The sequence below is a fragment of the Azospirillum sp. genome (assembly GCF_035628975.1).
GTDB lineage: Bacteria > Pseudomonadota > Alphaproteobacteria > Azospirillales > Azospirillaceae > Azospirillum.
Genome location: NZ_DASPIS010000100.1, coordinates 17,556 through 43,995 on the forward strand (window position 1 = coordinate 17,556; position 26,440 = coordinate 43,995).

Genomic DNA, 26,440 nt, shown 5'->3' on the forward strand with positions numbered 1-26,440 from the left:
CCCCCCTCACTCCGTCATCAGCTTCTTCCACTGCTGATAGGCGGCACGCATGCCGGTCTCGGCGCTGACGTCGCCGGCGCGGCCGTCTTCGGTGATGCGCTCGCCGGGCAGGCCGCGGTTCAGCAGGATCCACAGGTCGGTGCCGGCCTGGGCGCCCTTCTGCACCCGCTCCCAGGCTTCGGAGTCATCGGGCGTGCCGAAGCCCATCGGGCCCTGGAAATGCTCGTGCAGGCGAAGGCGGGCGCGGTTGCCCGCTGCGGGACCGCCGTCCATGGTGATGACGGCGTGGTGGATCTCGGTCTCGTTCACCGACACCGGGCGCAGCACGCGGAAGAAGGCCATCGAGCAGGCGATGTTCGGGAACAGGTTCAGGTTGAAGCCCGACCCGCCGACGGCGCGGACGATGCGGCGCACCTTGGCCTCGTCATGCCCCTCCCGGCGCAGTTCCTCCGCCAGTTCCTCGAAGCGGGCGGGGATGGGGGCGTCGAGATTCTCCTCCAGATCCACCAGCTCGGGGATCATCACCATGACGCTATGGCCGTTGCCGAGATCCTCGACGAAGCCGGGGCCGTTAACGAAGTCCAGCATGCGTTCGGTCTGCTCGTCGACCGAGGACAGGAAGGATTTGTGGACGACCGGGAAGTGATAGCCGTCGGTGGTGTTCTCCAGCTGGATCTTCCAGTTGCCGGGGAAGCGGAAGCGGTGCTCGCCGGCCACTTTGATCGGATAGCCGCCGCCCTGCTTCATGAACAGGTCCATCCACTTCTTCGCCGGGCCGAGCCAATCGGCCAAAGGCTCGATGTCCTCGCGGAAGGTGGCGAAGACCATGCCGGCATATTCCTCGACCCGCAGGCTCTTCAGCGGATATTCGCCCTTGTCGAGGCACTGGCCGTAGCTTTCCGGATGCGGCACGCCGCGCAGACTGCCGTCCAGGCCGTAGCTCCAGCCGTGATAGGGGCAGACGAAGCTGTTGGTCCGGCCCTTCTTCTCCTCGCAGACCGTGGCGGCGCGGTGGCGGCAGCGGTTCAGCAGGACGTGGATCTTCTGCTTGCGGTCGCGCACCACCACCACCGGCTGGCGGCCGACATAGGTGGACTTGTAGTCGCCGGCCTCCTTCACCTCGCTTACATGGGCGACCCAGACCCAGCAGTTGGCGAAGATGCGGTCCATCTCCTGCTCGAAGATCGCCGGGTCGGTGTAGAGCGAGGTGTGGGCGCGGTCGGCGCGGACGAGGTCGGCAAGATCGCGCGACGCTGCCGTAGGGGAGGCGGGCGGAGCTTTGAGGTCAATGGCCATTGCTATGGTCTTTCCGTCTTGGGGGCGGAGAGGAAGGGGGATCACTCCGGGACCGGAACCGGGTCGGTGCGGTTCCAGCCGTCGACCGGGCGGCTGAACAGGTTTTCGGTGCGGAAATGGCTCATGCGCCAGGCGCCCTCTTCCAGCCGGAAATCCACCGTCAGCCGGGCGGCGTTCAGGTGCGATCCGCCGGCGGTGAAGGTCGAGGTCTGCAGCATGATCCAGCTGCCCTCCGCCGATTCCGGACCGGTGATGCTGATCAGCTCGGAGGTCAGGAAATGGACGTTCAGCGCGAAGTGGGAGGGTTCGAGCATGTATCTGGCGAACATCCCCCGCAGGGCCGCGCGGCCGATGATCCGGCCGAAGGTCTTCGCGTATTTCTCACCGATGCCCTCCCACACCGCGTCGCGCGTGAACAGGCCGGCAAGCTCGTCCAGCGGCGTCGCCGGGGTCAGCGCGTCGCACAGCGCCATATAGCGGACCATGCAGGCGCGGACGGCGGCCTCCGCCTCGAAGCGGGCGAGGCGTGCCTGCAGATCGAGGACTTCGGCGGGGAGGGCGGCGGTCATTGCGGGATCACCAGCTCGCGGCCGACGCGGGCCTCGACGCGGCAGTATTTCCACAGCTTGAAGGTGCCGTCGCCGACGGGGGTAACGCGGAACAGGTTGCAGGCCGCGGTCACCGTCTCGATGTCCGGCACGTCGGCCAGCACATAGGTGGTCCAGGGCCAGTTGGTGGAGGGGCCGACCATGATCTGGTCGTCGTCCATGTTGCCCAGAACCGTCACGCCCGGCAGCTCGCCGATGCCGCGCATCATGCTGGAGAAGGCGCCCCAGACCTGCTTGGCCTCCTCCGCCGTCGCGTCGAAGAAGTTCTGGTTGACGCCGATGCAGAACAGAACGCGCAGGGGCTTCTTGTCGCTCATGGAAGGTCTCCGGGGTGGGGGTCAGAGATAGCCGGGCAGGGGGGACAGGCCGAACAGCATGGCGCCGGCGTTCTGGTAGGTGACGTCGCCGAGGAAGGCGTGCTGGGTGATCATCTGGACATCGCGGACCTGCCGCGCGATCGGGCAGCGCTCGTAGACGCCGGCCATCCCGGTCAGCATTTGCGCCCGGCGCGTCACCTCGGCGGCGGTGCGGGTGGCGTGGGTGGCCGACAGGCGCAGCATGCTGACCTGATCCGGCGCCGGATCGTCGCCGGCCAGCAGACATTGCCACACCTCGTCGATGGCGCCGTAGAACCAGGAGCGGGCTGCGCGCAGTTCGGCCTCCAGCTTCGCGGTCTCCAACTGCGAGGCGACCCGCTCGCCCAGCTTCGGCGCGCCGGTGACCGACGCGCGCGACCCCATGGAGCGCAGCTCGTCCAGGGCTGCCCGCGCGATGCCGAGAGAGACGACCGACAGGACCTGTGCCGCGAAGGCCAGCGTGGGATAGCGGTAGAGCGGCTCCTCCAGCGCCGATTTGCCGCCGCGTACGAAGGTCCATTCCTCCGGCACCACCACGTCGTCGACCACGAGGTCGTGGCTGCCGGTGCCGAGCAGCCCGACGACATCCCAGTTGCGTTCGATCTTGACCTTACTGCGCGGCATCACCGCCATGCGCGGCAGACCGCCGGTGCCGTCGCTGTTCTTCGGCGCGATGCCGACGCCGACGATATCGGCGCCCATGCAACCGCTGGCCCAGCTCCACCGGCCCTTCACCTTCAGGCCGCCATCGACGAAGACCGCCGGCTGCGGCGGGAAGATGCCGCCGGCGAAGACGAGGTCGGGTCCGCGGGCGTAGAGGCTGCGCAGCGTGTCGAGCGGCAGGGCCGACAGATAGACCGCCCCGATGCCGAAGCTGGCGACCCAGCCGGCCGATCCGTCGGCCTCGGCGATGCGCTCCACCAGCCGGCAGAACTCGGCCGGTGAGCGTTCGTCGCCGCCGAAGCGCCGGGCGACCAGGGCGCGGTAGACACCGAGCGCGCGGTAGCGTTCGACGATGTCCTGGGAGATGAACTGCTGCTGTTCGAATTCGGCGCGTCGGCTGCGGATCTCGGTCAGAAGCTCCGCAAGCAGAGCGTCGTCGAAGCTCCGGCCGCCGTCCTGTGTCTGCGCGGGCAGAGTCACCAACATCGGGATCTCCATGGCAAGGGATGGAGGGAGGGCGCGCGTCCGCATTCGGAGCGCGGCTCCGTCCATGGCGTCGGGGAATGAGGTGTTGGTCCTGAAGCGGCTAGGCTGGATTGGGCAATCGCTTGGCGATGTGGGCCGCGACCGCGCACAGCAGCTCGTCCTCGCCCTTGGCGGCGACCAGCTGCAGGCTGGCCGGCGCGCCGGCGACGGGGGCGAGCGGGATGGCGATGGCCGGGTGGCCGGACAGGTTGAAGGGGCGGACCAGAGTGGTCATGCGGACCAGCCGGCTGGTGTCGCCGGCATCCGCCACCAGCGGCGGCGGACCGGCCATGGTCGGTAGCGCGATGATGGGCACCCGCGCCAGCAGCGCATCGACCTCCGCGGTGAAGGCGGTGCGGACCGCTTCGGCGCGGGCCAGATCCTCCGCCGTGGTGCGGGCGGCGTTGCGCAGGCGGAACGCCACGTCCTCGCCCACCAGACCGGTTTCCACCAGGGCGGCGCAGGCGGCCCAGGTTTCGACATTAATGACCGACAGTCCGGCCTCGAAGGCGGCGTGCATGCCGTTCAGGGCGACGGGTTCCACCGGAAGGCCGGCGGCTTCGGCCGCGGCACGGACGGCGGCGGCGATGCCGTCGTCGGCGTCCGTTTCCAATAGGCCGATGATAACGCCATCGATGGCCGGCAGCGGGCCGAAGGTCGGGTCGATGGCCGCCATGCAGGCGACCAGCCGCTTCATGTCGGGGGCGAAGGGGCCGACGCAGTCCAGCGTGCTCCGGGCCGGCATCGCGCCCCGGCGGCTGACCCGCCCGAAGGTCGGCTTCAGCCCGAACACGCCGCAGCAGGCGGCGGGAATGCGGACGGAGCCGCCGGTATCGGTGCCGATCGCGGCATCCGCCAAGCCCGCGGCTATGGCGGCGGCCGACCCGCTGGATGATCCGCCGGGCACGAAATCGGGGAATTTCGGGTTGGGCGCGGTGCCGGCCCAGCGGTTGATGCCGGTGGTGCCGAAGGCCAGCTCGTGCATCGTGGTCTTGCCGGTGATCCGCCAGCCGGCGGCGAGCAGATTGTCCACGATTTCGGCGTTTCCCGCAGCCGGCGGAGCGTCGTCCAGCGACCGGCTGCCGGCGCGCGTCGGCGTGCCGGCGATGTCGATGCTGTCCTTGATCGCGACCGTTGGCGCCGTGTCGCGCTTGGTGGCGTCGCCGGCGAGGTCGAGCGATTGAACGAAGATGGTCATGGGCAATGCCTTCCCCGGTCGAACCGGACTCCCCGAGGACTCACACGACACCGGGCTTGTCATACGCCGCCGGGATCGGAGCCGTTAGGGGTGGATGGGATGCCCAAAGCCTAACGGTGAGAAACGTGAATAGTCAATTGACTTTGGGAAAATAATTTTTGGCGGCAAAGCACAAAATCCGAGCAGTGCTTTGGCGGTGACGCGGGCGGGCAAGCGGAACGGGATCGACGGGGCGCTTTCTTCATCACACTGATGAAAAAGGAGTTTTCCGAAACTTCGTACTTTCCGGATAAGGCCTCATTCCAAAGTACCTGATCGCCGTGCTGGGTGGGAGTTCGCCTGCAAAGCATGCATTCGAGTGCCAAAAAATGGGCAGTTTTTCTTGAAAATTCGATTGCGGATTCACGGAACTCTGGCTTAATGGGCGACAAGAGCGGCCGGCACCGGACGTGACCACCACAGGATTTCACCGGTGGTGCGTGGTGTCGACGCCATCGAACCCCCAAAAGAACAAAGCTGCCGGGCAATATTGGCCGGTGTGATGCGGAAGCGTCTTCGTTTCCTCATGTCCTTCCGATCTTCGTTCCTGCGGGGTATCCGATAAATGTTCGCGTCTCCTATTGTCGCTGTATTGGCTGATTGACGCGGCAGCGCCGCCGTTTTCATTGGCGCGGTCTTTGCTTTGTTCCTTTCGACAGAACAAGAGGTTGGGCGGCAGGGGGCTCCTTCTGGAACCGGCCGCACCGGCCCGGCGGGTCCGGCGGCGAAAAGCTCGTCGGACCAGGACAGACGGCTACACGAAATGGCGGCAACACGAAATGGAGGGTGTGGTGATTGCAAAGAAGCTGGCGGTTTCGCTGCTGTTCGGGGCGTTCGCGGTCGGCGCCGCCCTGCCGGCCGCCGCGCAGGTGAAGGTCGGCGTGGTGACCTCCTCGACCGGCCCCATCGCGCTGGTCGGCATTCCGCAGAAGAACAGCGTGCCTCTGCTGCCGGCCAGCGTCGGCGGCCAGACGGTGCAGTACATCACGCTCGACGACGGCAGCGACCCGACGGCCACCGTCGCCGCCTTCAAGAAGCTGATCACCGAGGAGAAGGTCGACGCCATCATCGGCCCGTCCGGCTCGCCCAACGCCATGGGCGTGATCCAGTTCGCCTCTGAGGCCGGCGTGCCGATGCTGGCACCGGTCGGCACTGCCGCCGTGGTTCTGCCGATGACCGAGCAGAAGAAATGGGTGTTCAAGACCACCCAGAACGACGACCTGATCGCCGAGGCGCTGCTGGCCCATATGGAAAAAGCCGGCATCAAGTCGGTCGGCTTCATCGGCACCGCCGATCCCTACGGCGACAACTGGCAGAAGGTGTTCGGCGAGGGTGCGGCCAAGCGCGGCATCAAGCTGCTGGCGAGCGAACGCTTTCAGCGGCAGGATACCTCGCTGACCGCGCAGGGGCTGAAGATCCTGTCGGCCTCGCCCGACGCGGTGCTGATCGCCGCCCCCGGCAGTTCCTCGGTGCTGCCGCAGACGACGCTCTACGACCAGGGCTATCGCGGCAAGATCTACCAGACGCATGGTGCGGCGCTGCCCGACTTCTTGAAGCTGGGCGGCAAGAAGGTGGAGGGCACGATCCTGGCCGCCAGCCTGATGCTGGTGCTGGACCAGGTGTCCGACAGCCATCCGTCGAAGAAGATCGCCGGCGATTATGTCGCGGCCTACGAGAAGCAGAACGGCTCCAAGCCCGCCACCTTCGGTGCCAACGTCTATGACGCCGGCCTGCTGCTGGAGCGCGCCATCCCCGTCGCTCTGAAGGGCGGGGAGCCGGGATCGGCCGCCTTCCGCAGCGCGCTCCGCGATGCGCTGGAGCAGGTGAAGGAGCTGCCGGCGACCCAAGGCGTCTACAACCTGACCGCCGCCGACCACAGCGGCTTCGACGAGCGCGGCCGGGAGCTGATCACCGTGTCCGGCGGCAAGTGGACGCTTGTGAAGTGAGCCGTGCGGCGCACCGCCCGTGAGATGACCTCGTGAAGTGATCCGGCGGCGGACCCGGCCCAGAGTCCATAACCGGGGCCGCCGCCGGAGCGAAGGGATACCGGTCATGAACCTCCAGATCGTCATGCTGCTGGGCCAGGACGGGATCACCAACGGCGCCATCTATGCGCTGCTGGCACTGTCGATCCTGCTGGTCTTCACGGTGACCCGCATCCTTCTGATTCCCCAGGGCGAGTTCGTCGCCTTCGCTGCCCTGACCATGGCGGCGATGCAGGGCGGAACCCCGGTCCGGCTGGGTTGGCTGCTGCTGGCGCTGTCCGCTGCCGCGCTGGTCATGGACAGCCACGCCGCATGGCGGCGCGACGGCCGCATCGCGGTGCGGCGCGGGCCGGCGCTGGGTCTCGCCTATGCCGCGGGGCTGACCGCGCTGACGACGCTGCTGCCGCTGGCCGATGCCGGCGTCGCGCTGCAGGCGCTGGTCACCATGGCGCTGATCGTGCCGCTGGGGCTGGCGCTCTATCGCGTCTTCTACCAGCCGATCGCCGCGGCGCACCCGCTGGTTCTGCTGATCGTGTCCATCGCCGTGCATGTCGTGCTGGTCGGCGTCGGCCTGCTGATGTTCGGGCCGGAAGGCGCGCGGACGGAGCCCTTCTCCGACGGCGGCCTCAGGCTGGGCATGGTGATGCTGAACAGCCAGACCATCTGGGTGGTGGCGGTGTCGCTGGCGCTGATCCTGGGCCTCTACCTGTTCTTCGAGCGCAGCCTGTACGGCAAGGCGCTGCGCGCTGCCGCGGTCAACCGGCTGGGGGCCGAGCTGGTCGGCATCTCGCCGGAACTGGCGGGCAAGGCCAGCTTCGCGCTGGCGGCGCTGATCGGCAGCCTGTCCGGCATCCTGATCGCGCCGATCACCACGATCTACTACGACAGCGGCTTCATCATCAGCCTGAAGGGCTTCGTCGGCGCCATCATCGGCGGGCTAGCGAGCTACCCGGTCGCCGCACTCGGCGCCCTGCTGATCGGGCAGGCCGAATCCTTCTCCACCTTCTGGGCCAGCAGCTACAAGGAGGTGATCGTATTCACGCTGATCCTTCCGGTGCTGGTCTGGCGCTCCCTCTCCCACCATGGCGCGGAGGACGAGGAATGAAGCCCGGCGTTCTTTCCAAAACTCCCGCTGCAAGGCCAACCGTTTCGATGCCCAGACTGTCGCCGTCCGGCTGGATCCTGCTGGCCCTGCTGCCGGTGCTGGCGGTCGCCCCGCTGGTTCTGCCGACATATCAGGTCACGCTGGCCAACAACATCGGCATCTTTGCACTGGCGACGCTGGGCCTCGTCCTGCTGACCGGCGTCGCCGGAATGACCAGCTTCGGACAGGCGGCCTTCATCGGCGTCAGCGCCTATGCCACCGCCTATCTCGCCACCGTGTCCGCCGCCGACCTGCCGGGGCCGCTCGCCTGGATGGCGGGATCGCCGCTGGCCGGGCTGGCGGTCGGGCTGGTGCTGACGCTCGCCATCGCGACGGTGCTGGGGGCGGTGACGCTGCGGTTGTCGGGGCATTACCTGCCGCTCGGCACCATCGCCTGGGGGCTGTCGCTGTTCTACCTGTTCGGCAATCTGGAGTTCCTCGGCGGCCACACCGGCCTGTCGGGCATCCCGGCGCTGAACCTGTTCGGCATCGCCTTGGACAATGCTGAGACGCTATTCTACCTGATCTGGGCGATTCTGCTGCTGGCGGTGGTGGCGACGCTGAACCTGCTGGACTCCCGCGTCGGCCGCGCCATCCGCGCGCTGCGCGGCGGGCAGCGCATGTCGGAATCGATGGGCGTCGACAGCTTCCGCGCCAAGATGACCGCCTTCCTGGTCGCCGCTCTCTATGCCGGGCTGGCCGGCTGGCTCTATGCCTACACCCAGCGCTTCGTCAGCCCGGCCCCCTTCAGTCTGCAGGCCGGTATCGACTTCCTGTTCATGGCGCTGATCGGTGGGGTGGGGCAGGTCTGGGGCGCGGTGATCGGCGCGGCTTCAGTCACCTTCGCCAAGCAATGGCTGCAGGATCTGCTGCCGCACCTGCTGGGCCGCACCGGCAACTTCGAAGCCATCGTCTTCGGCCTGCTGATCGTACTGCTGATGCAGCGCCTGCCCGGCGGCATCGCCGGCTGGATCGCCAAGGCGTTCGAGCGGCGGCGCCGGCCAACGGGTGTAGCGGACAGCCTTGAGCTGCCGACTGCCGAACCGTTGCCCCGCCGGCCGATGCCGCAAAAGGGCGAGGTGGTGCTGGAGGCCAAGGGCGTGACGCGCCGCTTCGGCGGACTGGTCGCCAACCGCGACATCAGCTTCACCGTGCGGGCCGGCGAGATCCTGGCGGTGATCGGTCCGAACGGGGCGGGCAAGAGCACGCTGTTCAACCAGCTCTCCTGCGTCGACCACCCGACCTCCGGCGAGATTCTGTTCCGCGGCGAGCGCATCGATGGCCGCACCGCCCGCGCCATGGCCGGCGCCGGCCTCAGCCGCAGCTTCCAGCATGTCAAGCTGCTCCCCACCATGAGCGTGCTGGAGAATGTCGCCATCGGCGCCCATCTGCGCGGCTCCAAGGGCGTCGCCGCCGCCGCATTGCGGCTGGACCGGACGGAAGAGGCGCGGCTTCTGGACGAGGCGCGCCGCCAGCTGGTTCGCGTCGGGCTCGGCCAATATCTGCACGTCGAGGCGGGCAGCCTGGCGCTCGGCCAGCAACGCATCCTGGAGATCGCCCGCGCGCTCTGCGCCGATCCCTGCCTGCTGCTGCTCGACGAGCCGGCCGCCGGCCTGCGCTTCCTCGAAAAGCAGGCGCTGGCCGAACTGCTGGTCAAGTTGCGGTCGGAAGGCATGGCGATCCTGCTGGTCGAGCATGACATGGATTTCGTCATGGGGCTGGTCGACCGCGTCTATGTGATGGAGTTCGGCGAGCGCATCGCCGAGGGGCCGCCCGAGACGATCCAGACCAACCCGGCCGTTCTCGAAGCCTATCTGGGAGGTGTCGAATGAGCGCGCCGCTGCTGGAGGTCACCGACCTGTGCGTCTCCTACGGCAAGATCGAGGCGCTGAGCAACGCCAGCCTGCGGGTGGGTGAGGGACAGATCGTCACCGTGATCGGCCCGAACGGCGCCGGCAAGACGACGCTCTTGTCCGCCATCATGGGCGTGCTGCCGTCGCGCGGCCGGGTCAGCTTCCTTGGCCAGGACGGGCAGTCGCCGGCCATTCAGGACATGGTGGCGCGCGGCATGAGCCTTGTGCCGGAGAAACGGGCGCTGTTCGCCAGCATGAGCGTGGAGGACAATCTGCGGCTCGGCGGCTTCCGCTTCCATTCGCGGTCGAAGCGGGAGCAGGACGCGGCGATGGAGGAACTCTACGTCCTGTTCCCCCGGCTGAAGGAGCGGCGCGGCCAGATGGCGGCGACGCTGTCGGGCGGCGAGCGGCAGATGCTGGCGCTGGCCCGCGCCCTGATGGGCGGGCCGAAGCTGCTGATGCTGGACGAGCCGTCGCTTGGGCTGGCGCCGCTGATTGTGCGCGAGGTCTTCCGCATCATCGCCGAACTGCGCAGCAAGGGCGTGTCGATCCTGCTGATCGAACAGAACGCCCGTGCCGCCCTGCGCGTCGCCGATTACGCCTATGTGCTGGAACTGGGACGCATCGCCATGGAGGGGCCGGCGTCGCAACTGGCCCACGATCCGCGCGTGGTGGCGGCCTATCTCGGCATGGCCGGCAAGCATCAGGAAATGCTCGCCTCATGACGGAACCCGACTGGCGAACGCATCGGGAGGCCGGGCACGGACATGTGGGGCACGGACATGTGGGGCACTGGCATGTCGGGATCGCCGGGGCCGGGGCCATCGGCACCACGCTGGCGGTGCGCATCGCGCGGGCCGGTCACCGGGTCGGCGTGCTGGCGCGCGGGGCGACGCTGGATGTCATCCGGCAGGACGGGCTGCACCTGACCGACCGCGAGGGCGAGCATCATGTGCGGGTGGAGGCCGGGCCGGCGGAGGATCTCGGGCAGCCGGGCCTGCTGTTCCTCTGCGCCAAGGCGCAGGATTTGCTGCCGCTGGTGCGCGCCGCCCGGCCGATGATCGGGCCGGACACGCTGGTCGTCCCGGTGGTGAACGGCATCCCCTGGTGGTATTTCGAGGGGGAGGGCGGACGCCACCAGGGCCGCGCCGTCCGCGCCGTCGATCCCGACGGGGCGCTGAAGGATCTGGTGCCGCTCGACCGCGTGATCGGCGCCATCGCCTACATCACGGCGGAGCGGATGGCCCCCGGCGTCGCCCGCAGTTTCAACCCGTTGAAGCTGATCCTGGGCGAGATCGACCACCGCCCGAGCGAACGCCTCGCCCGCGCCGCCGCCATGCTGACCGCCTGCGGTATCCACACCCAGGCGAGCGAACGGGTGCGCGATCCCTTGTGGACCAAGGTGATCGCCAACCTCTCCTCCAACCCGCTGTCGGTGGTGTCCGGGGCGACGCTGCAGGACATCTACGGCGACCCGTCGCTGTCGCAGATCGCCCGCCAGATGCTGTCCGAAGCGCTGCTGACCGCCGCCGCCTATGGCGCGCGGATCGAGCTGGACCCGGCGTCCCTGCTGGCGATGGGCGCCGGGATGGGGCCGGTGAAGACCTCCATGCTCCAGGACTTCGAGAAGGGGCTGCCGCTGGAACTCTCCGCCATCTGCGAGGCCGTCATCGAACTGGCCGAACTGCAGGGACTGTCCATGCCGCTGACCCGCAACATCGCCATCCTCGCCCGCTTCAAGAGCGACAGCGCGCTGCGCGCCGCAGCGGGCCTGTAACCTCCATCCGAAGAGGACCGCAAAGCATGATGACCGCAACCGCAACTGCTCCGAATCTCGGCCACAACAGCGTCGTGAAGCCCGCCCATATCGGCGAGGAGGAGTGGGCGCTGCGCTGCCAACTGGCCGACTGCTATCACCTCGTCGATTTCATGGGCTGGACGGAGACGATCTTCAACCACATCTCCGCCCGCCTGCCGGGGCCGGCGCACCATTATCTGGTGAACCCCTTCGGGCTGAACTACACCGAAGTGACGCCGGCCAACCTGCTGAAGGTCGGGCTGGACGGCGAGAAGCTCGAGCCGTCGCCCTATGACGCCAATCCGGCCGGATTCGCCCTGCACAGCGCCATCCACGAGGCGCGGGCCGACATCCATTGCGTGATCCACACCCACACCACCGAGGTGTCGGCCATCGTGCAGAAGAAGCAGGCCTTCTCGCACAACGATTTCTACGGCGCCCAGCTGTACGGCCGCGTCGGCTACCATGCCTTTGAGGGCATCACCCTGTTCGCCGACGAGAAGCCGCGCATGCTGGAGAGCCTTGGGGACAAGCACATCCTGGTGCTGCGCAACCACGGCATCGCGGTGGGCGAGTCCAGCATCCCCAAGACCTTCTTCCTGCTGTGGACGGTGCAGCGCGCCGCCGAGATCCAGACGCTTGCCGACAGCATGCGCGGCGAAGACGTGGAACTGTCGACCGAGGTCCGGCAGAAATGCAGCGACCTGACCGCCATGCTGATCCGCGACAGCGGCTTTGCCGTGAAGTTCTTCGACGCCATGGTCCGCAAGATGCGGGCGGAGCGCGGGCCGGGCTGGTGAGCGGTCGCGCCGCCGCAAGGCGTTTGGCAAGCCAACCGGCGATTGGTACAACAGGGCCCCGGCCTCGCCAAACGCTGGACAGATATTGGGCATCATGGCCATCACGAAAAAGCTTCGCCGCTACATCCCGTCGGACCCCGAATTCAAGGTCGAGGAATTTCCCTTCTACTGGCTTGCCCGCGTCCAGGGCATCTACACGCAGAAGATGGAAACGGCGCTGAAACGGATCGGCACCGACATCCCGACCTGGCGGGTGCTGTTCATCCTGAAGACGCACGGCACGTCGAGCATTTCGGAGATCTCGACCCACGCCATCGTCAAGCTGTCGACGATGACCCGCATCGTCTACCGCATGAAGGCGGAAGGGCTGGTGGACACCGGCACCAACGCCGACGACGGCCGCGTCACCGAAGTGACGATGACGCCGGCCGGCCATGCGCTGGTCGAACGCATCCAGGAGGCGACGGAAAGGCTGTTCGCCCGCAGCTTCGACGGGATGTCGGAATCGCAGATCGGCAAGCTGAACGCGACCCTGCAACAGCTCTACGGCAATCTGGCGGAGGATTGAACGCCCCGTCCGTCACCGTGTTCGGGAACGAACCGATTCCCGGCAGGACCCATAGGCGGCACGCCTACCGCCCGTTCAGCGTGCGCACCGCCATCGCGGCGGCGGCGGCGCGGTTCTCGACGCCGAGCTTCGCATAGATCTGTTCCAGATGCTTGTCGACCGTGCGGGGGCTGAGGCCCAGGATCTCGGCGATGTCGCGGTTGGGCTTGCCGTTGGCGATCCACATCAGCACCTCCGCCTCCCGTGCGGTCAGCGACAGCTTGTCCTTCAGCAGGGCGTCATCGCCGGCGCCGCTCTCCTCCACCAGCTGCAGCAGGATCTCGTCGGGACCGGTCTGGCCGACCGGGCTGAGGCGCAGGCTGCGGCCGTCCGTCCCGGTGGCGATCACCACGCTGTCCGCCTTGCGTCCCGATCCGCTGCCCGGCCCGCCGGCCTGCCGCTCGGCCAGCCAGCGCCGTGCCTCCTCCGGCAGGGACACTCCGCTTCCCGTATCGGCCCCGAAGGCGGCCTCCAGCATGCGGGTGGTCTGCGGCGTGCACCACAGCACCTCGCCCTTGTGGTTGGCGGCCAACAGTGTGCGGCCGGTCACGTCCAGCGCCGCCCGCGTGCTCTGCGCCACGCGGGCATTGGCGAGATGGGCATACATGCGGGCGATCAGCGTCTCGGCGATGATGGGCTTGGTGACGTAATCGACGCCGCCGGCCGAGAAGCCCTTCAGGATATGTTCGGTTTCGGTCAGGCCGGTCATGAAGATGACGGGGACATGGGCGACCTGGCTGTTGCGCTTCAGCTGGCGGCAGGTCTCGAAGCCATCCAGCCCCGGCATGATGGCGTCCATCAGGATCACGTCGGGCGTCACCTGCTCCAGCAGCGCCAGCGCCTTGCGTCCGTCCAGCGCCACCAGCACGGTCACGCCGGCCTCCTCCAGCGCGTCGGTCAGGAAACTGAGGGCTTCCGGCGAATCGTCGACGACGAGGACGACGTCACGCGGTTTGGTTGCGGATTTCATCGTCATGGCTGGGTTCGTCATGGCTGTCATCGCGGTAAACCGCCTCCAGCGCGGCCATATACTGGTTCAGGTCATAGTTGCTGACGAGCGTGCGCATGCGGCCGACGAAGCGGTCCAGTTCCGGATGGGCGGCGGCGATCTCGGCCAGCTTGGCCTGCATGCCGCGGACATAGCCGATGCGGCCGAGATGGATCAGCTCGGCAATGTGGTGCTGCGGCGGCAGCTCCGACGCGGCGAAGACCGGCGGGCCGTCGTCGGTGCCGGCCGTCGTCTCATACTCCCACTCGATGCCGCGCAGCCGGCCGATGCAGGCCAGCAGCCTCGGGATGGACACCGGCTTGGCGACGAAGCCGTCATGCGGCTGGCCGGGAGCGGGGGCGGAACGGTCCTCCCGCGTGTCGGCCGACACCAGGACGATGGTGGTCTCACCGTGGCCCGTGGCGCGCAGGTGCCGGGCCACGTCCAGCCCGTTCATGCCGGGCATGGAGATGTCGAGCAGCAGGATGTCCGGCCGGTGCCGTTCCGCCATGGCGAGGCAGTTCGGGCCGTCGGTCGCCTTGAACACGGCGAAGCCCAGCTCGGCCAGCAGGTCGGCCAGCAGGTTGCGGTGGGCGAGGTCATCGTCGGTGACCAGCACGCTCAGGCGCGGTCCGCGATAGCCGCGGATCGGATGGTCGGGCGGGGCGGCGGCGGTGGACAGCATCGCCGCCGACATCATCAGCCGCACCCGGAACAGGCTGCCCTTGCCAGGGGTGCTGGTCACGGTGATCTCGCCGCCCATCACCTCGGTCAGCAGCTTGGTGATGGTCAGCCCGAGTCCCATGCCCGGCACCATCGGGTTGGCGGCCGACCCGCGCTCGAACGGCTGGAAGATGCGCTCGCGATCCTCGGGAACGATGCCGGGGCCGGTGTCCTCCACCTCGAACTCCGCGATCTGGCTGCGGTGGCGCACACGCAGGCAGACGGTGCCGGCATCGGTGAACTTGATGGCGTTGGACAGCAGGTTGATCAGGATCTGGCGGATGCGGCCTTCGTCGGTGAAGACGACCGGCGGAAGTTCCTCCGGCGCTTCGAAGCGGAAGGCGATGCCCTTGGCCTCCGCCTGAAGGCGGAACATGCCGACGAGCTGATCGAGCAGTTCGCCGAAGCGGACCTCCGCCCGGTTCAACTGCAGCCGGCCGCTTTCGATCTTCGATACGTCCAGCAGCCCGTCGAGCAAGCCGGACAGATGCTCCGCACTGCGCCGGATGACGCGGACGGCGTCGATGCGGTGCGGCGGCATGGCGGGATCGCGCTCCAGCATCTGCGAATAGCCGAAGATGGCGCTCAAGGGCGTGCGGAACTCGTGGCCGATGCCGACCAGATAGCGGCTCTTTGCGAGGTTTGCCGCCTCCGAAGCCTCTTTCGCCTTCTGCAGCTGGGCATCGGTGCGTTCGTGCGCTTCGATCTCCTGAATCAGCAGGTCTGTCTGCCTGCGCGTTTCCTCCTGCGCCACCTTGCGGCTTTCGCGGGCTAGCACGAACAGCCAGGTGGCGACGCCGGCCACGATCATCAGGATGAAGAAGACCTTCCACAGCGTGCTGCGGATCAGCGCCTGCGCCTCCGCGTTCACGGACGCGACCTCGACATAGACCAGCGACAGCACGGCGCCGACTGCCAGCCCCAGCATCAGCAGTACCGCGAGATAATGGCCGAACCGCGCCTTGAGCGCCGTCGCGGCCCTCGCCGGCAGCACGGCATCCAGTGCGTTGCGCAGCTGAACGCCCAACCGGGCGTCGCGTTTGCAGCCGTCGCCGCAGCGGGCGTCCAGCGAACAGCAGAGCGAGCAGATCGCCCCGGCATAGATCGGGCAGAAGGCCATGTCGTCCGGCTCGAAGGCGTGCTGGCAGATGCGGCAGCGGATCGCCTCCTCCCCGTTCCAGTCGTCGAAGGGACGACGCGCGATGTAATAGTCGCCGCGGGTCGCCCAGGCGATGGCGGGTGCCGCAATGAAGGCGGTGGCGAAGGCGAGGAAGGGCGCGCAGACCTTCAGCGTCGGCCCTAACGCGCCGAGGAAGGCCAGCATCGACAGGATCGTCGCCAGCAGCATGGCGCCGACGCCGACGGGGTTGATGTCGTAGAGGTGGGCGCGCTTGAACTCGACATGGCGCGGGCTGAGGCCCAGCGGCTTGTTCACCACCAGATCGGCGACCAGAGCGCCGATCCACGAGGCTGCGACGTTGGAATAGAGCCCCAGCACCGGTTCCAACGTCTTGTAGATGCCCAGTTCCATCAGCATCAGGCCGATGACGACGTTGAACACCACCCACACCACCCGGCCGGGATGGCTGTGGGTCAGGCGCGAGAAGAAGTTCGACCAGGCGATGGAGCCGGCATAGGTGTTGGTGACGTTGATCTTCAGCTGCGACAGCACGACGAACAGCCCGGTGAGGCCCAGCGCCAGCTGCGGCGACGGCGTCACATACTGGAAGGCGACCAGATACATCCGCGTCGGCTCCGCCGCCAGTTCCAGCGGCACCGCGTTCTGCAGCGCCAGCACCACCAGGAAGGACCCCAGCAGAAGCTTGATCGTGCCGATGACGATCCAGCCCGGTCCGGCCGCCACCAGCGCCGCCCACCAGTACAGTTTTCTGCGTCCCCGGGCATCGGGATCGTAGGGCAGGAAGCGGATGAAATCGACCTGTTCGCCGATCTGTGCCAGCAGCGAGAACACCACCGACGCCGCGGCACCGAACAGCATCAGGTCGAAACCGCCGCCGCCCGTTTCCGTCGCCCGCCCGGTGAAGCCGGTCCAGGCGGTGAAGGCGCCGTCGTCCTGGATGGCGATGAACAGGAAGGGCAGGGCATGCAGCGCCAGCCACAGCGGCTGTGTCCACAGCTGGATGCGGCTGATGACCGTGAAGCCGTAGGCGACCAGCGGGATCACCACGAGCGAGCTGACGACATAGCCAGCGGCGAGCGGCAGGCCGACCACCATCTCCAGCGCGGTCGCCATGATCGCCGCCTCGATGGCGAAGAAGATGAAGGTGAAGGAGGCGTAGATCAGCGAGGTGATGGTCGAGCCGATATAGCCGAAGCCGGCGCCGCGCGTCAGCAGATCCATGTCCACGCCGTATTTGCTGGCGTAGTAGCTGATGGGAAGCGCGCTGGCGAAGATCAGGAGGGCGCCGGCCAGGATGGCGAGCACCGCGTTGGTGAAGCCGTAGCCGAGCGTGATCGACCCGCCGATGGCCTCCAGCGCCAGGAATGAGATAGAGCCCAGCGCGGTGTTGGCGACCCGTGACGGCGACCAGCGCCGCGCCTTGCGCGCGGTGAAGCGCAGCGCGTAATCCTCGAGCGTCTGGTTGGCAACCCACCTGTTGTAGGTCCGCCGGACCGCGACCACCCTCTGGCGCCCCGCCATCGGCCCCATTCATCCTCCCGATAGAATGTTTGCTACACTGATTATTTCTTTCTGCTGCTACGGCCCTGATCGGTAGTAAATGCCCCAGATTACGCAGTCTGACAAAAACAAATCGGAGGAACAACAAGACGAAAGAGTGCTGGTCTTCTGCGCGAAGACACGGGCAGGCCACTCGCTTCTCGGTGGTTGCGAGTGCCCGGCCGTCTTCAGACTGATGCCAGTGTATAACCATTTGCCGGCCGGCACCCCTATACGCAAATCCACGTATTGCTGCGCTGCACCGATCGGCCAACCATCGGACCGTCCAGTCGCGGATCGCTCCGCCAACTCCCCAAAAATACCGCCTTTCGAAAAGGGCCGCGCTCGTTGGCCGGCGACCTTTTGCAGGGCGATAACGGCCAAACATCAGGAGGTTTCATGTCCTCTGACAAGATGGATGCGGACAAGCTCAACGGCGGCAATCCGTCGCCGCTCCGCCGCAAGCTCCTCCTCGGCATGGCGGCGCTGCCGGCCGTCGCACTGCTGCCGCGCGGCGCGCTGGCCCAGGCGCTGCCCGCCAGTGCCGTCAATACGACCAAACTGGCGGTCACCGACAGCACGGTGAAGGTCGGCATCCTGCACTCTACCACCGGCACCATGGCGATTTCGGAAACCGGCTCGGTGCAGGCCGAGAAGCTCGCCATCGCCCAGATCAACGAGATGGGCGGCGTGCTCGGCCGCAAGATCGAGGTGATCCAGGAGGACGGCGCCAGCGATTGGCCGACCTTCGCCGAGAAGGCGCGCAAGCTGCTGGTCGAGGACAAGGTGGCGGCGGTGTTCGGCTGCTGGACCTCGGCCTCGCGCAAGGCGGTTCTGCCGGTGTTCGAGCAGTATAACGGCATGCTCTATTACCCGACCTTCTACGAAGGGCTGGAGCAGTCGAAGAACGTCATCTACACCGGCCAGGAAGCGACGCAGCAGATCCTCGCTGGGCTGGACTGGGTGACGAAGGAGAAGGGTGCCAAGACCTTCTTCCTGATCGGCTCCGACTATATCTGGCCGCGCACCTCCAACAAGATCGCCCGCAAGCACATCGAGATGAAGGGCCAGAAGGTGGTGGGCGAGGAGTATTTCCCGCTCGGCCACACCCAGTTCAATTCGGTCATCAACAAGATCAAGCTGACCAAGCCGGACGTGATCTACGCCTCGGTCGTAGGCGGTTCCAACGTCGCCTTCTACAAGCAGATGAAGGCCGCCGGCATCGACCTGAACAAGCAGACGCTGATGACCATCTCCGTCACCGAGGACGAGATGCTGGGCATCGGCGGCGAGAACATCGCCGGCGCCTATGCCTGCATGAAGTATTTCCAGTCGCTGAAGAATCCCAACAACGAGAAATTCGTCGCCGCCTTCAAGAAGATGTGGGGCGGCGAGAGCGTCATCGGCGACGTAACCCAGGCGGGCTATCTCGGCCCTTGGCTATGGAAGCTGACGGCGGAGAAGGCCCAGAGCTTCGATGTCGACAAGATCGCCGCCGCGTCGGCCGGCATCGAGTTCACCGGCGCGCCGGAAGGCTATGTCCGCGTCCACGAGAACCATCACCTGTGGAGCAAGACCCGCGTCGGCCGCGCCCGCACCGACGGCCAGTTCGACGTGGTCTACGAGACGGCCGACCTGATCGAGCCGAACCCGTTCCCGAAGGGCTACCAGTAAGGGGGAGTGAGGATGGGTGGCGTTAGACCCCCACCCTAACCCTCCCCCGCTCTCAGCGGACCTATGGTCCGCCTGCCGCGTCAGCATAAAGCAAAGCTTTGTGCGAGAGCTGGGCGGGGGAGGGAACTCCGCTAGAGCGTTGACAAAGCTCCTGTCCCCCTCCCCTGCGAGAGCGGGGGAGGGTCGGGGTGGGGGCAGGTGTGACAGGAGTTCCCATCATGTTCGAGGGCTACAGCCTGGCCGAGCTCGGGTCGATCTTTGCGATGCAGGGATTCGCCGGACTCATCCTGTTTTCCGTTTTCGTGCTGATGGCGCTGGGCCTCGCCATCATCTTCGGGCAGATGGGCGTCATCAACATGGCGCACGGGGAGTTCATGATCCTCGGTGCCTATGTGACCTATCTCTGCTCCACCTTCATTTCCAATTACATGCCGGCGCTGTTCCCGGCCTATTTCTTCGTCGCCATGATCCTGGCCTTCTTCGCCAGCGGGGCGCTGGGGATGCTGGTGGAATGGGGGATGATCCGCTTCCTCTACCGCCGCCCGCTCGACACGTTGCTGGCGACCTGGGGATTGAGCCTGATCCTGCAGCAGATCTTCCGCTCCGTCTTCGGCGCGCGGGAGGTGGGCGTGGTTCTGCCCGACTGGCTGATGGGATCGGTCGCCGTCACCGACACCATCGAGGTGCCGATCAACGGCCTGTTCGTCATGGGCCTGACCATCGCCATCACCGTCGTGATCTATGCCGTGATGTTCCGCTCCCGCTGGGGGCAGGGCGTGCGGGCGGTGATGCAGAACCGGGTGATGGCCGGCGCCGTAGGCATCAACACCGAGAAGGTCGACCGCTACACCTTCGGTCTCGGCTGCGGCATCGCCGGGGTGGCGGGCAGCGCCTTCACCATGGTCGGGTCCACCGGTCCGACATCGGGCCAGCTCTACATCGTCGACACCTTCCTGGTGGTGGTGTTCGGCGGTGCCCAGAGCCTGATCGGCACCATCGCGTCGGCCTTCACCATCAGCCAGGCGCAGTCGACGCTGGAGTTCTTCCTCAGCGGCTCGACCGCCAAGGTGCTGACCCTGCTGACCGTCGTCGTGATCCTGATGCTGCGCCCGCAGGGCCTGTTCGTCCTCAAAGTCCGCCGCTGAGGAGCCATTGATCATGACGCGTACCCCTCAAAATCGCCTTCTCGGGCGTATGGACGGCGACATCGCGGGCATCCTGCTGCTGGCCGCTCTGCTGGTCATCGTCCTGCCGCTGGGGCTCGATATCTTCCGGCTGAACATGGTCGGCAAATACCTGACCTACGCCTTCGTGGCGCTCGGCCTCGTGCTGTGCTGGGGCAGCGCCGGCATCCTGTCGCTGGGGCAGGGCATCTTCTTCGGCATCGGCGGCTATTGCATGGCGATGTTCCTGAAGCTGGAGGCTTCCAGTCCCGAGGCGACCAAGATCCAGTCCACCCCCGGCATCCCGGACTTCATGGACTGGAACCAGCTGAAGGAACTGCCCTGGTTCTGGGAGCCGTTCCACAGCCTGACCTTCGCCACCGTCGCGGTGGTGGCGGTTCCGGCGCTGCTGGCCCTCATCGTCGGACTGGCGATGTTCAAGCGGCGGGTCGGCGGCGTCTATTTCGCCATCATCACCCAGGCCTTCGCCGCCATCCTGACCATCCTGATCGTCGGCCAGCAGGGCTACACCGGCGGCATCAACGGCATCACCGATCTTCGCACGCTGAAGGGCTGGGACATCCGTACCGACGAGGCGAAGCTGGTGCTCTACTTCGTCAACGCCGCATTGCTGATCGGCTGCATCCTGCTGTGCGTCTACGTCCGCCGCTCCAAGCTCGGCCGCATCCTGGTGGCGCTGCGCGACAAGGAGGACCGGGTCCGCTTCTCCGGCTACGACGTCGCCAACTTCAAGATCTTCGTCTTCTGCTTCGCGGCGGCCCTGTCGGCGGTGGGGGGCGCGATGTTCACGCTGCAGGTCGGCTTCATGTCGCCGTCCTTCGTCGGCATCGTGCCGTCGATCGAAATGGTCATCTACTGCGCGGTCGGCGGACGACTGTCGCTGCTGGGCGCGGTGTACGGGACGCTTCTGGTCAACTGGGCCAAGACGATGCTGTCGGAAAGCTTTCCGGAGCTGTGGCTGTTCGCCATGGGCGCGCTGTTCATCGGCGTGGTGATGGTGTTTCCCAACGGGCTGGCCGGGATCTACCAGCAGTTCATCGCCCCGCGGCTGCGCCGGCTGACCACCCGCTGGGTTGGGGACGCAAGCGCCAGAGCGCCGATCATCCCGCCCCACACCGCCGCCGATTGAGGAGGGCGCAGATCCATGGCAAACCCCACCGATTACCTGCTGGCGGTCGAAGGGCTGACCGTGTCCTTCGACGGGTTCAAGGCGGTCAACGACCTGTCCTTCTACGTCGACAGCAACGAGATCCACGTCATCATCGGCCCCAATGGCGCCGGCAAGACCACGGTGCTCGACCTGATCTGCGGGCGGACCAAGGCGTCCGGCGGCTCCATCAAGTTCCGCAACCGGGAACTGACGGCTATGAAGGAGCACCAGATCGTCAAGGCCGGCGTCGGCCGCAAGTTCCAGACCCCGTCGATCTACGACGACCTGACGGTGTTCGAGAATCTGGAGATCTCCTACCCCCGCGGCCGCACGGTGTTCGGCGCGCTGGCCTTCAAACGCGACGCCGCGGTGCGCGAGCGGGTGGCGGAGATCGCCGAAATGATCTTCCTGGCCGACCATCTCGACCAGCGCGCCGAATATCTCAGCCACGGGCAGAAGCAGTGGCTGGAGATCGGCATGCTGCTGATCCAGGACCCCGAACTGCTGATGCTGGACGAGCCGGTCGCCGGCATGAGCGTGAACGAGCGCAAGAAGACCGCCGAACTGCTGAACCGCATCATCCGGAACCGGTCGGTGCTGGTGATCGAGCACGACATGAAGTTCGTGGAGGACATCGCCCACCGGGTCACCGTGCTGCACCAGGGCAAGATCCTGTCGGAAGGCAGCATGGAGCGGGTGAAGAACGACCCCAAGGTGGTCGAAGTCTATCTCGGCCATTGATTTATCTGGGCCATTGACCGGAGGAACCGACATGCTGTCCGTCAATCAACTCCGCGTGTCCTACGGCGAGAGCGAGGTTCTGCACGGCCTGGACTTCACGGTGGCGCCGAGCGAGATCGTCGCCATCATGGGCCGCAACGGCATGGGCAAGACCACGCTGATGAAGTCGCTGATGGGCATCGTGCCGGCGCGGTCCGGCGCCATCCGCATCGGCGAGAGCGACATCACCGGGCTGAAGAGCTACGAGCGGGTGGCGAAGGGCGTCGCCTATGTCCCCCAAGGCCGCATGATCTTCCCGGCCATGACGGTGCAGGAGAACATCGAGACGGGGCTGAGCGTCCATGGCGGGCGCAGCGTTCCCGGTGATCTCTACGAACTGTTCCCGGTGCTGCTGGAGATGAAGGGCCGGCGCGGCGGCAACCTGTCGGGCGGGCAGCAGCAGCAGCTCGCCATCGCCCGCGCGCTGGCGACTAAGCCCAAGGTTCTGCTGCTGGACGAGCCGACCGAAGGCGTCCAGCCCTCGATCATCCGCGAGATGGCCCGGACCCTGCGCCGCATCCGCGACGAGAAGGGCCTCAGCATCATCGTGTCCGAACAGGTGCTGAGCTTCGCGCTCGACATCGCCGACCGCGTGCTGGTGATCGAGAACGGCGAGATCGTCCACGAGGACAGCCGCGACGCCATCGACGAGGCCAAGGTCGCCCGGCTGCTGTCGGTGTGACGCGCCGAAACCCACCATCCCTTGAAATCAGTCCACAAGAAGGAAGAGCAAACCATGGCTGACACCCTGATCAAGGTCGACCTTTCGCAGACGCCTTATGAAAACGACATGATTCACAACCGCTGGCACCCGGACATCCCGATGGCGGTGACGGTGAAGCCGGGCGACGATTTCATCCTGGAATGCTACGACTGGACCGGCGGCCAGATCAAAAACGACGACGATGCCGCCGACGTGCGCGACGTCGATCTCAGCCAGGTGCATTTCCTCAGCGGTCCGGTCGGCGTCGAGGGGGCGGAGCCGGGCGACCTACTGGTGGTGGACCTGCTGGACATCGGCGCCTTCCCGCAGCAGCAATGGGGCTTCAACGGCTTCTTCTCCAAGCAGAATGGCGGCGGCTTCCTGACCGAGCATTTCCCGCTGGCCCAGAAGTCGATCTGGGATTTCGAGGGCATGTTCACCAAGTCGCGCCACATCCCCGGCGTGCGCTTCGCCGGGCTGATCCATCCCGGCCTGATCGGCTGCCTGCCGTCCCACGACCTGCTGGCCAAGTGGAACAAGCGCGAGCAGGCGCTGATCGACACCAACCCAAACCGCGTGCCCGGCCTTGCCAATCCGCCCTATGCGCCGACCGCCCATATGGGCCGGCTGAAGGGCGATGCCCGCGACAAGGCGGCGGCGGAGGGCGCGCGAACCGTGCCGCCGCGCGAACATGGCGGCAATTGCGACATCAAGGACCTGTCGCGCGGCTCGCGCATCTATTTCCCGGTCTATGTGAAGGGGGCCGGCCTGTCGATGGGCGACCTGCATTTCAGCCAGGGTGACGGCGAGATCACCTTCTGCGGCGCCATCGAGATGGCCGGCTGGGCTCATCTGAAGGTGAACCTGATCAAGGACGGCATGGCGAAATACGGCATCAGGAACCCGATCTTCAAGCCGAGCCCCATCGTTCCGACCTACAACGATTACCTGATCTTCGAGGGCATCTCGGTCGACGAAGCGGGCGAGCAGCATTACCTGGACGTCCACGTCGCCTACCGCCAAGCCTGCCTGAACGCCATCGAATATCTGAAGAAGTTCGGCTATTCCGGCGCCCAGGCCTACTCGATCCTCGGCACCGCGCCGGTGCAGGGACACATCAGCGGCGTCGTCGACGTGCCCAACGCCTGCGCCACCCTGTTCCTTCCGACGCAGATCTTCGACTTCGACATCACCCCGAACGCCGACGGTCCGACCAAGTTCATCAGCGGCGACGTCGACATGCCGATTGCCCCGGACCGCATGTGACCAGATAAGGGAGGCCGCGCCATGCCGATGTACGACTATGAGTGCCCGACCTGCGGCGATTTCACGGAAATGCGGCCCATGGCGGAAAGCAGCTTGCCGCAGCTCTGTCCCCATTGCGAGACACCGTCGCCGCGGGTGATCCGCATGGCGCCGGCCTTCTCCACCATGTCGGCGGCGACCCGGACGGCGCACGCCACCAACGAACGCAGCGCCGACCGGCCGAAACTGCTGTCGGAGACCGGGCCGAAGCACAAGCACGGCCCCGGTTGCGGCTGTTGCGGCGGCGGAAAGGGGCGATCGGTGCTGCGCACCGCCGACGGTGCGAAGGGCTTCCCCACGGCAAGGCCGTGGATGATCAGCCACTGACGCATGGGGAGCGGAAGAGCGAGGCGATGTGGCGGGGCCGGCCAGCCGGGGGCCAAGGGGGAACGAATGCCGCTCCCCCCAGCGCCTTTTCTGCTGGTTTGGCGACGGGATGGCGCGCGCTTACGCCGTCCTGTCCTGGGAGAGGTTGAGTTCCTCGATCATCGTCTGGCGCATCACGAACTTCTGGATCTTGCCGGTCACCGTCATCGGGAACTCGTCGACGAAGCGGATGTATTTCGGGATCTTGTAGTGGGCGATGGCGCCCTGGCAGAAGGCGGTTACCTGCTGTTCGGTCAGCGCCGCCCCCGGCTTCAGCCGGATCCAGGCGCAGAGCTGTTCGCCGAACTGTTGGTCCGGCACGCCGAACACCTGCACGTCGGCGATGTCGGGGTGGGTGTAGAGGAATTCCTCGACCTCGCGAGGATAGATGTTCTCGCCGCCGCGGATCACCATGTCCTTCAGCCGGCCGACGATGTTGCAATAGCCCGCGGCATCGATGGTGGCGAGGTCGCCGGTGTGCATCCAGCCGGCCTCGTCGATGGCCCGCGCGGTCTGTTCCGCGTCGCCCCAATAGCCGCGCATCACCGAATAGCCGCGGGTCAGCAGCTCCCCCGGCGTGCCCGGCGGGACGATGCGCCCCTCGGCATCGACGATCTTCACCTCCAGATGCGGCTGGATGCGCCCCACCGTGGACACGCGCCGTTCCAGCGGATCGTCGGTGGAGCTTTGGAAGCTGACCGGGCTGGTCTCCGTCATGCCGTAGGCGATGGTGATCTCGCGCTGGTTCATTTCCGAGACCACGCGCTTCATCACCTCGATCGGGCAGGGCGAGCCGGCCATGATGCCGGTGCGCAGGCTCGACAGGTCGTAGCGGCCGAAGTCCGGGTGGTCGAGCAGCGCGATGAACATCGTCGGCACGCCGTGCAGGCCGGTGCAGCGTTCCTCCTGCACCGCGGACAGCACGGCGACGGGGTCGAACCCCTCGCCCGGAATTACCATGCAGGCGCGGTGGGTGACGCAGGCGAGATTGCCCAGCACCATGCCGAAGCAGTGATAGAAGGGCACCGGGATGCACAGCCGGTCCAGCTCGGTCAGGCGCATCGCCTCGCCGACGAAGAAGCCGTTGTTCAGGATGTTATGGTGGGTCAGCGTGGCGCCCTTCGGACTGCCGGTGGTGCCGCTGGTGAACTGGATGTTCACGGGATCGTCGAATTGCAGAATGCCGGCCAGCCGGCCCAGCTCCGCCACGTCGGCGGGGCGGGCCAGCGCCGGCAGGTCGTCGAAATTCAGCATGCCCGGCGTCTTTTCCGCCCCCAGGCGGATCAGGTGGCGCAAGGTGGGCAACCGTTGCAGGGACAGGGGCCGGTCGGCGCACGACCGATCCAGTTCCGGCGCCAGCTTGGCGATCATGCCGAGATAGTCGCTGGACTTGAAGGACGGCGACAGGATCAGCGCGGCGCAGCCGACCTTGTTGATGGCGTATTCCAGTTCGTGCAGGCGGTAGGCCGGGTTGATGTTGACCAGGATCAGGCCAGCCTTGGCGGTGGCGAACTGGGTCACCACCCATTCGGCATTGTTCTGCGACCAGATGCCGATGCGCTCACCCGGCTTCAGCCCCAGCGCCACCAGCCCCGCCGCCACCCGGTCGACCGTGTGCTTGAACTCCGCATAGGTCCAGCGGACGTTCTGGTGCCGGACGACCAGCGCCGGCCGGTCGGGCGACAGCGACGCCATGCGGTCGAGATGCGCGCCGATGGTCTCGCCCAGCAGCGGGGTGCGGCTGGCGCCGTGGACATAGCTCTGGGTCAGCGACGTGGTATCCGTATGCAAGGCTGCTTTCCTTCCCCGGATGACTTATGGGCCGTTGGCCGTTCATGGGCACCGCCCCGCGGGCGGGACGGCGCAGTGCCCTAATGAACCCGCAAGGGGAGCGGTCTGTCGATCCCCCGTTCGGTCAATGGCCCCTGCCGATAAGGAACGGTCGGGTGGGGTGCGTACGGATGGGCGCGGTCACAAAGCCACCGCCGGGTCGGAACGGAGCGTGGATCGGGGTG

Annotated in this window: 22 protein-coding genes; 14 read left to right on the top strand and 8 right to left on the bottom strand. The window is 66.6% G+C overall.

Going from position 1 to position 26,440, the window contains the following annotated elements:
* Positions 1-6 precede the first annotated feature (6 nt).
* From VD964_RS22185 to VD964_RS22205, 5 genes are all read right to left on the bottom strand, one after another.
* Complete coding sequence (locus tag VD964_RS22185) at positions 7-1,296, bottom strand: aromatic ring-hydroxylating oxygenase subunit alpha (protein WP_324870670.1); 1,290 nt, start codon at positions 1,294-1,296, stop codon at positions 7-9.
* Between the two features lie 41 nt (positions 1,297-1,337).
* Complete coding sequence (locus VD964_RS22190; RefSeq protein ID WP_324870671.1) at positions 1,338-1,865, bottom strand: nuclear transport factor 2 family protein; 528 nt, start codon at positions 1,863-1,865, stop codon at positions 1,338-1,340.
* Positions 1,862-2,221: a hypothetical protein gene (locus tag VD964_RS22195; protein ID WP_324870672.1), complete on the bottom strand. Its 360-nt coding sequence runs from the start codon at positions 2,219-2,221 to the stop codon at positions 1,862-1,864. Before VD964_RS22195 ends, VD964_RS22190 begins: the two co-directional genes overlap by 4 nt.
* Positions 2,222-2,242: 21 nt before the next feature.
* Positions 2,243-3,409, bottom strand: coding sequence for an acyl-CoA dehydrogenase family protein (locus VD964_RS22200; RefSeq protein ID WP_324870673.1), 1,167 nt, complete (start codon positions 3,407-3,409; stop codon positions 2,243-2,245).
* A 100-nt stretch (positions 3,410-3,509) separates the two neighbouring features.
* Positions 3,510-4,646, bottom strand: coding sequence for an amidase (locus VD964_RS22205; protein WP_324870674.1), 1,137 nt, complete (start codon positions 4,644-4,646; stop codon positions 3,510-3,512).
* Between the two features lie 830 nt (positions 4,647-5,476).
* On the opposite strand from VD964_RS22205, the gene VD964_RS22210 reads away from it, so the two are divergent.
* The 7 genes from VD964_RS22210 (at position 5,477) to VD964_RS22240 (ending at position 12,833) form a co-directional block, all read left to right on the top strand.
* Positions 5,477-6,631, top strand: a complete 1,155-nt coding sequence (locus VD964_RS22210; protein ID WP_324870675.1) for an ABC transporter substrate-binding protein — start codon at positions 5,477-5,479, stop codon at positions 6,629-6,631.
* A 106-nt stretch (positions 6,632-6,737) separates the two neighbouring features.
* Positions 6,738-7,775: a branched-chain amino acid ABC transporter permease gene (locus VD964_RS22215; protein WP_324870676.1), complete on the top strand. Its 1,038-nt coding sequence runs from the start codon at positions 6,738-6,740 to the stop codon at positions 7,773-7,775.
* A gap of 47 nt (positions 7,776-7,822) precedes the next feature.
* Positions 7,823-9,646, top strand: coding sequence for a branched-chain amino acid ABC transporter ATP-binding protein/permease (locus VD964_RS22220; RefSeq protein WP_324870677.1), 1,824 nt, complete (start codon positions 7,823-7,825; stop codon positions 9,644-9,646).
* A complete protein-coding gene (locus VD964_RS22225) occupies positions 9,643-10,392 on the top strand; it encodes an ABC transporter ATP-binding protein (RefSeq protein WP_324870678.1) in 750 nt (249 codons plus the stop codon). The genes VD964_RS22220 and VD964_RS22225 overlap by 4 nt, the downstream gene beginning before the upstream one ends.
* Entirely contained in the window at positions 10,389-11,444 is a 1,056-nt protein-coding gene (locus VD964_RS22230; protein ID WP_324870679.1) for a 2-dehydropantoate 2-reductase, read from the top strand. The genes VD964_RS22225 and VD964_RS22230 overlap by 4 nt, the downstream gene beginning before the upstream one ends.
* A gap of 26 nt (positions 11,445-11,470) precedes the next feature.
* The gene (locus VD964_RS22235) at positions 11,471-12,265 is read left to right on the top strand and encodes a class II aldolase/adducin family protein (protein WP_324870680.1); all 795 of its coding nucleotides are present in this window, start codon (positions 11,471-11,473) and stop codon (positions 12,263-12,265) included.
* 94 nt (positions 12,266-12,359) lie between these two features.
* Positions 12,360-12,833 (top strand): MarR family winged helix-turn-helix transcriptional regulator, encoded by a 474-nt coding sequence (locus tag VD964_RS22240; RefSeq protein ID WP_149224079.1) that lies wholly within the window; start codon positions 12,360-12,362, stop codon positions 12,831-12,833.
* A 64-nt stretch (positions 12,834-12,897) separates the two neighbouring features.
* Here the strand turns inward: VD964_RS22240 and VD964_RS22245 are convergent, their stop codons facing one another.
* Both VD964_RS22245 and VD964_RS22250 read right to left on the bottom strand, forming a co-directional pair.
* The gene (locus tag VD964_RS22245; RefSeq protein WP_324870681.1) at positions 12,898-13,848 is read right to left on the bottom strand and encodes a response regulator transcription factor; all 951 of its coding nucleotides are present in this window, start codon (positions 13,846-13,848) and stop codon (positions 12,898-12,900) included.
* A complete protein-coding gene (locus tag VD964_RS22250) occupies positions 13,817-17,245 on the bottom strand; it encodes a hybrid sensor histidine kinase/response regulator (protein WP_324870682.1) in 3,429 nt (1,142 codons plus the stop codon). Before VD964_RS22250 ends, VD964_RS22245 begins: the two co-directional genes overlap by 32 nt.
* Positions 17,246-17,662: 417 nt before the next feature.
* On the opposite strand from VD964_RS22250, the gene urtA reads away from it, so the two are divergent.
* From urtA to VD964_RS22285, 7 genes are all read left to right on the top strand, one after another.
* Complete coding sequence (urtA, locus tag VD964_RS22255) at positions 17,663-18,937, top strand: urea ABC transporter substrate-binding protein (protein WP_324870683.1); 1,275 nt, start codon at positions 17,663-17,665, stop codon at positions 18,935-18,937.
* 218 nt (positions 18,938-19,155) lie between these two features.
* Entirely contained in the window at positions 19,156-20,082 is a 927-nt protein-coding gene (urtB, locus tag VD964_RS22260) for an urea ABC transporter permease subunit UrtB (RefSeq protein WP_324870684.1), read from the top strand.
* A 13-nt stretch (positions 20,083-20,095) separates the two neighbouring features.
* The gene (gene urtC, locus VD964_RS22265) at positions 20,096-21,250 is read left to right on the top strand and encodes an urea ABC transporter permease subunit UrtC (RefSeq protein ID WP_414637231.1); all 1,155 of its coding nucleotides are present in this window, start codon (positions 20,096-20,098) and stop codon (positions 21,248-21,250) included.
* Between the two features lie 15 nt (positions 21,251-21,265).
* Positions 21,266-22,012, top strand: a complete 747-nt coding sequence (gene urtD, locus VD964_RS22270) for an urea ABC transporter ATP-binding protein UrtD (RefSeq protein WP_324870685.1) — start codon at positions 21,266-21,268, stop codon at positions 22,010-22,012.
* 31 nt (positions 22,013-22,043) lie between these two features.
* Positions 22,044-22,733: an urea ABC transporter ATP-binding subunit UrtE gene (urtE, locus tag VD964_RS22275; RefSeq protein ID WP_324870686.1), complete on the top strand. Its 690-nt coding sequence runs from the start codon at positions 22,044-22,046 to the stop codon at positions 22,731-22,733.
* Positions 22,734-22,787: 54 nt separating this feature from the next.
* The gene (fmdA, locus tag VD964_RS22280) at positions 22,788-24,020 is read left to right on the top strand and encodes a formamidase (RefSeq protein WP_324870687.1); all 1,233 of its coding nucleotides are present in this window, start codon (positions 22,788-22,790) and stop codon (positions 24,018-24,020) included.
* Between the two features lie 21 nt (positions 24,021-24,041).
* Positions 24,042-24,386: a zinc ribbon domain-containing protein gene (locus tag VD964_RS22285; RefSeq protein ID WP_324870688.1), complete on the top strand. Its 345-nt coding sequence runs from the start codon at positions 24,042-24,044 to the stop codon at positions 24,384-24,386.
* 120 nt (positions 24,387-24,506) lie between these two features.
* Here VD964_RS22285 and VD964_RS22290 read toward each other — a convergent pair whose 3' ends face one another.
* The gene (locus VD964_RS22290) at positions 24,507-26,216 is read right to left on the bottom strand and encodes an AMP-binding protein (protein ID WP_414637232.1); all 1,710 of its coding nucleotides are present in this window, start codon (positions 26,214-26,216) and stop codon (positions 24,507-24,509) included.
* Positions 26,217-26,440: the final 224 nt, after the last annotated feature.

What these genes read in the sequence shown, in the direction of transcription:
- VD964_RS22185 (WP_324870670.1), bottom strand. Translation starts at nt 1,296, where the DNA reads ATGGCCATTGACCTCAAAGCTCCGCCCGCCTCCCCTACGGCAGCGTCG.
- VD964_RS22190 (WP_324870671.1), bottom strand. Translation starts at nt 1,865, where the DNA reads ATGACCGCCGCCCTCCCCGCCGAAGTCCTCGATCTGCAGGCACGCCTC.
- VD964_RS22195 (WP_324870672.1), bottom strand. Translation starts at nt 2,221, where the DNA reads ATGAGCGACAAGAAGCCCCTGCGCGTTCTGTTCTGCATCGGCGTCAAC.
- VD964_RS22200 (WP_324870673.1), bottom strand. Translation starts at nt 3,409, where the DNA reads ATGTTGGTGACTCTGCCCGCGCAGACACAGGACGGCGGCCGGAGCTTC.
- VD964_RS22205 (WP_324870674.1), bottom strand. Translation starts at nt 4,646, where the DNA reads ATGACCATCTTCGTTCAATCGCTCGACCTCGCCGGCGACGCCACCAAG.
- VD964_RS22215 (WP_324870676.1), top strand. Translation starts at nt 6,738, where the DNA reads ATGAACCTCCAGATCGTCATGCTGCTGGGCCAGGACGGGATCACCAAC.
- VD964_RS22220 (WP_324870677.1), top strand. Translation starts at nt 7,823, where the DNA reads ATGCCCAGACTGTCGCCGTCCGGCTGGATCCTGCTGGCCCTGCTGCCG.
- VD964_RS22225 (WP_324870678.1), top strand. Translation starts at nt 9,643, where the DNA reads ATGAGCGCGCCGCTGCTGGAGGTCACCGACCTGTGCGTCTCCTACGGC.
- VD964_RS22230 (WP_324870679.1), top strand. Translation starts at nt 10,389, where the DNA reads ATGACGGAACCCGACTGGCGAACGCATCGGGAGGCCGGGCACGGACAT.
- VD964_RS22235 (WP_324870680.1), top strand. Translation starts at nt 11,471, where the DNA reads ATGATGACCGCAACCGCAACTGCTCCGAATCTCGGCCACAACAGCGTC.
- VD964_RS22240 (WP_149224079.1), top strand. Translation starts at nt 12,360, where the DNA reads ATGGCCATCACGAAAAAGCTTCGCCGCTACATCCCGTCGGACCCCGAA.
- VD964_RS22245 (WP_324870681.1), bottom strand. Translation starts at nt 13,848, where the DNA reads ATGACGATGAAATCCGCAACCAAACCGCGTGACGTCGTCCTCGTCGTC.
- VD964_RS22250 (WP_324870682.1), bottom strand. Translation starts at nt 17,245, where the DNA reads ATGGCGGGGCGCCAGAGGGTGGTCGCGGTCCGGCGGACCTACAACAGG.
- urtA (WP_324870683.1), top strand. Translation starts at nt 17,663, where the DNA reads ATGTCCTCTGACAAGATGGATGCGGACAAGCTCAACGGCGGCAATCCG.
- urtB (WP_324870684.1), top strand. Translation starts at nt 19,156, where the DNA reads ATGTTCGAGGGCTACAGCCTGGCCGAGCTCGGGTCGATCTTTGCGATG.
- urtC (WP_414637231.1), top strand. Translation starts at nt 20,096, where the DNA reads ATGACGCGTACCCCTCAAAATCGCCTTCTCGGGCGTATGGACGGCGAC.
- urtD (WP_324870685.1), top strand. Translation starts at nt 21,266, where the DNA reads ATGGCAAACCCCACCGATTACCTGCTGGCGGTCGAAGGGCTGACCGTG.
- urtE (WP_324870686.1), top strand. Translation starts at nt 22,044, where the DNA reads ATGCTGTCCGTCAATCAACTCCGCGTGTCCTACGGCGAGAGCGAGGTT.
- fmdA (WP_324870687.1), top strand. Translation starts at nt 22,788, where the DNA reads ATGGCTGACACCCTGATCAAGGTCGACCTTTCGCAGACGCCTTATGAA.
- VD964_RS22285 (WP_324870688.1), top strand. Translation starts at nt 24,042, where the DNA reads ATGCCGATGTACGACTATGAGTGCCCGACCTGCGGCGATTTCACGGAA.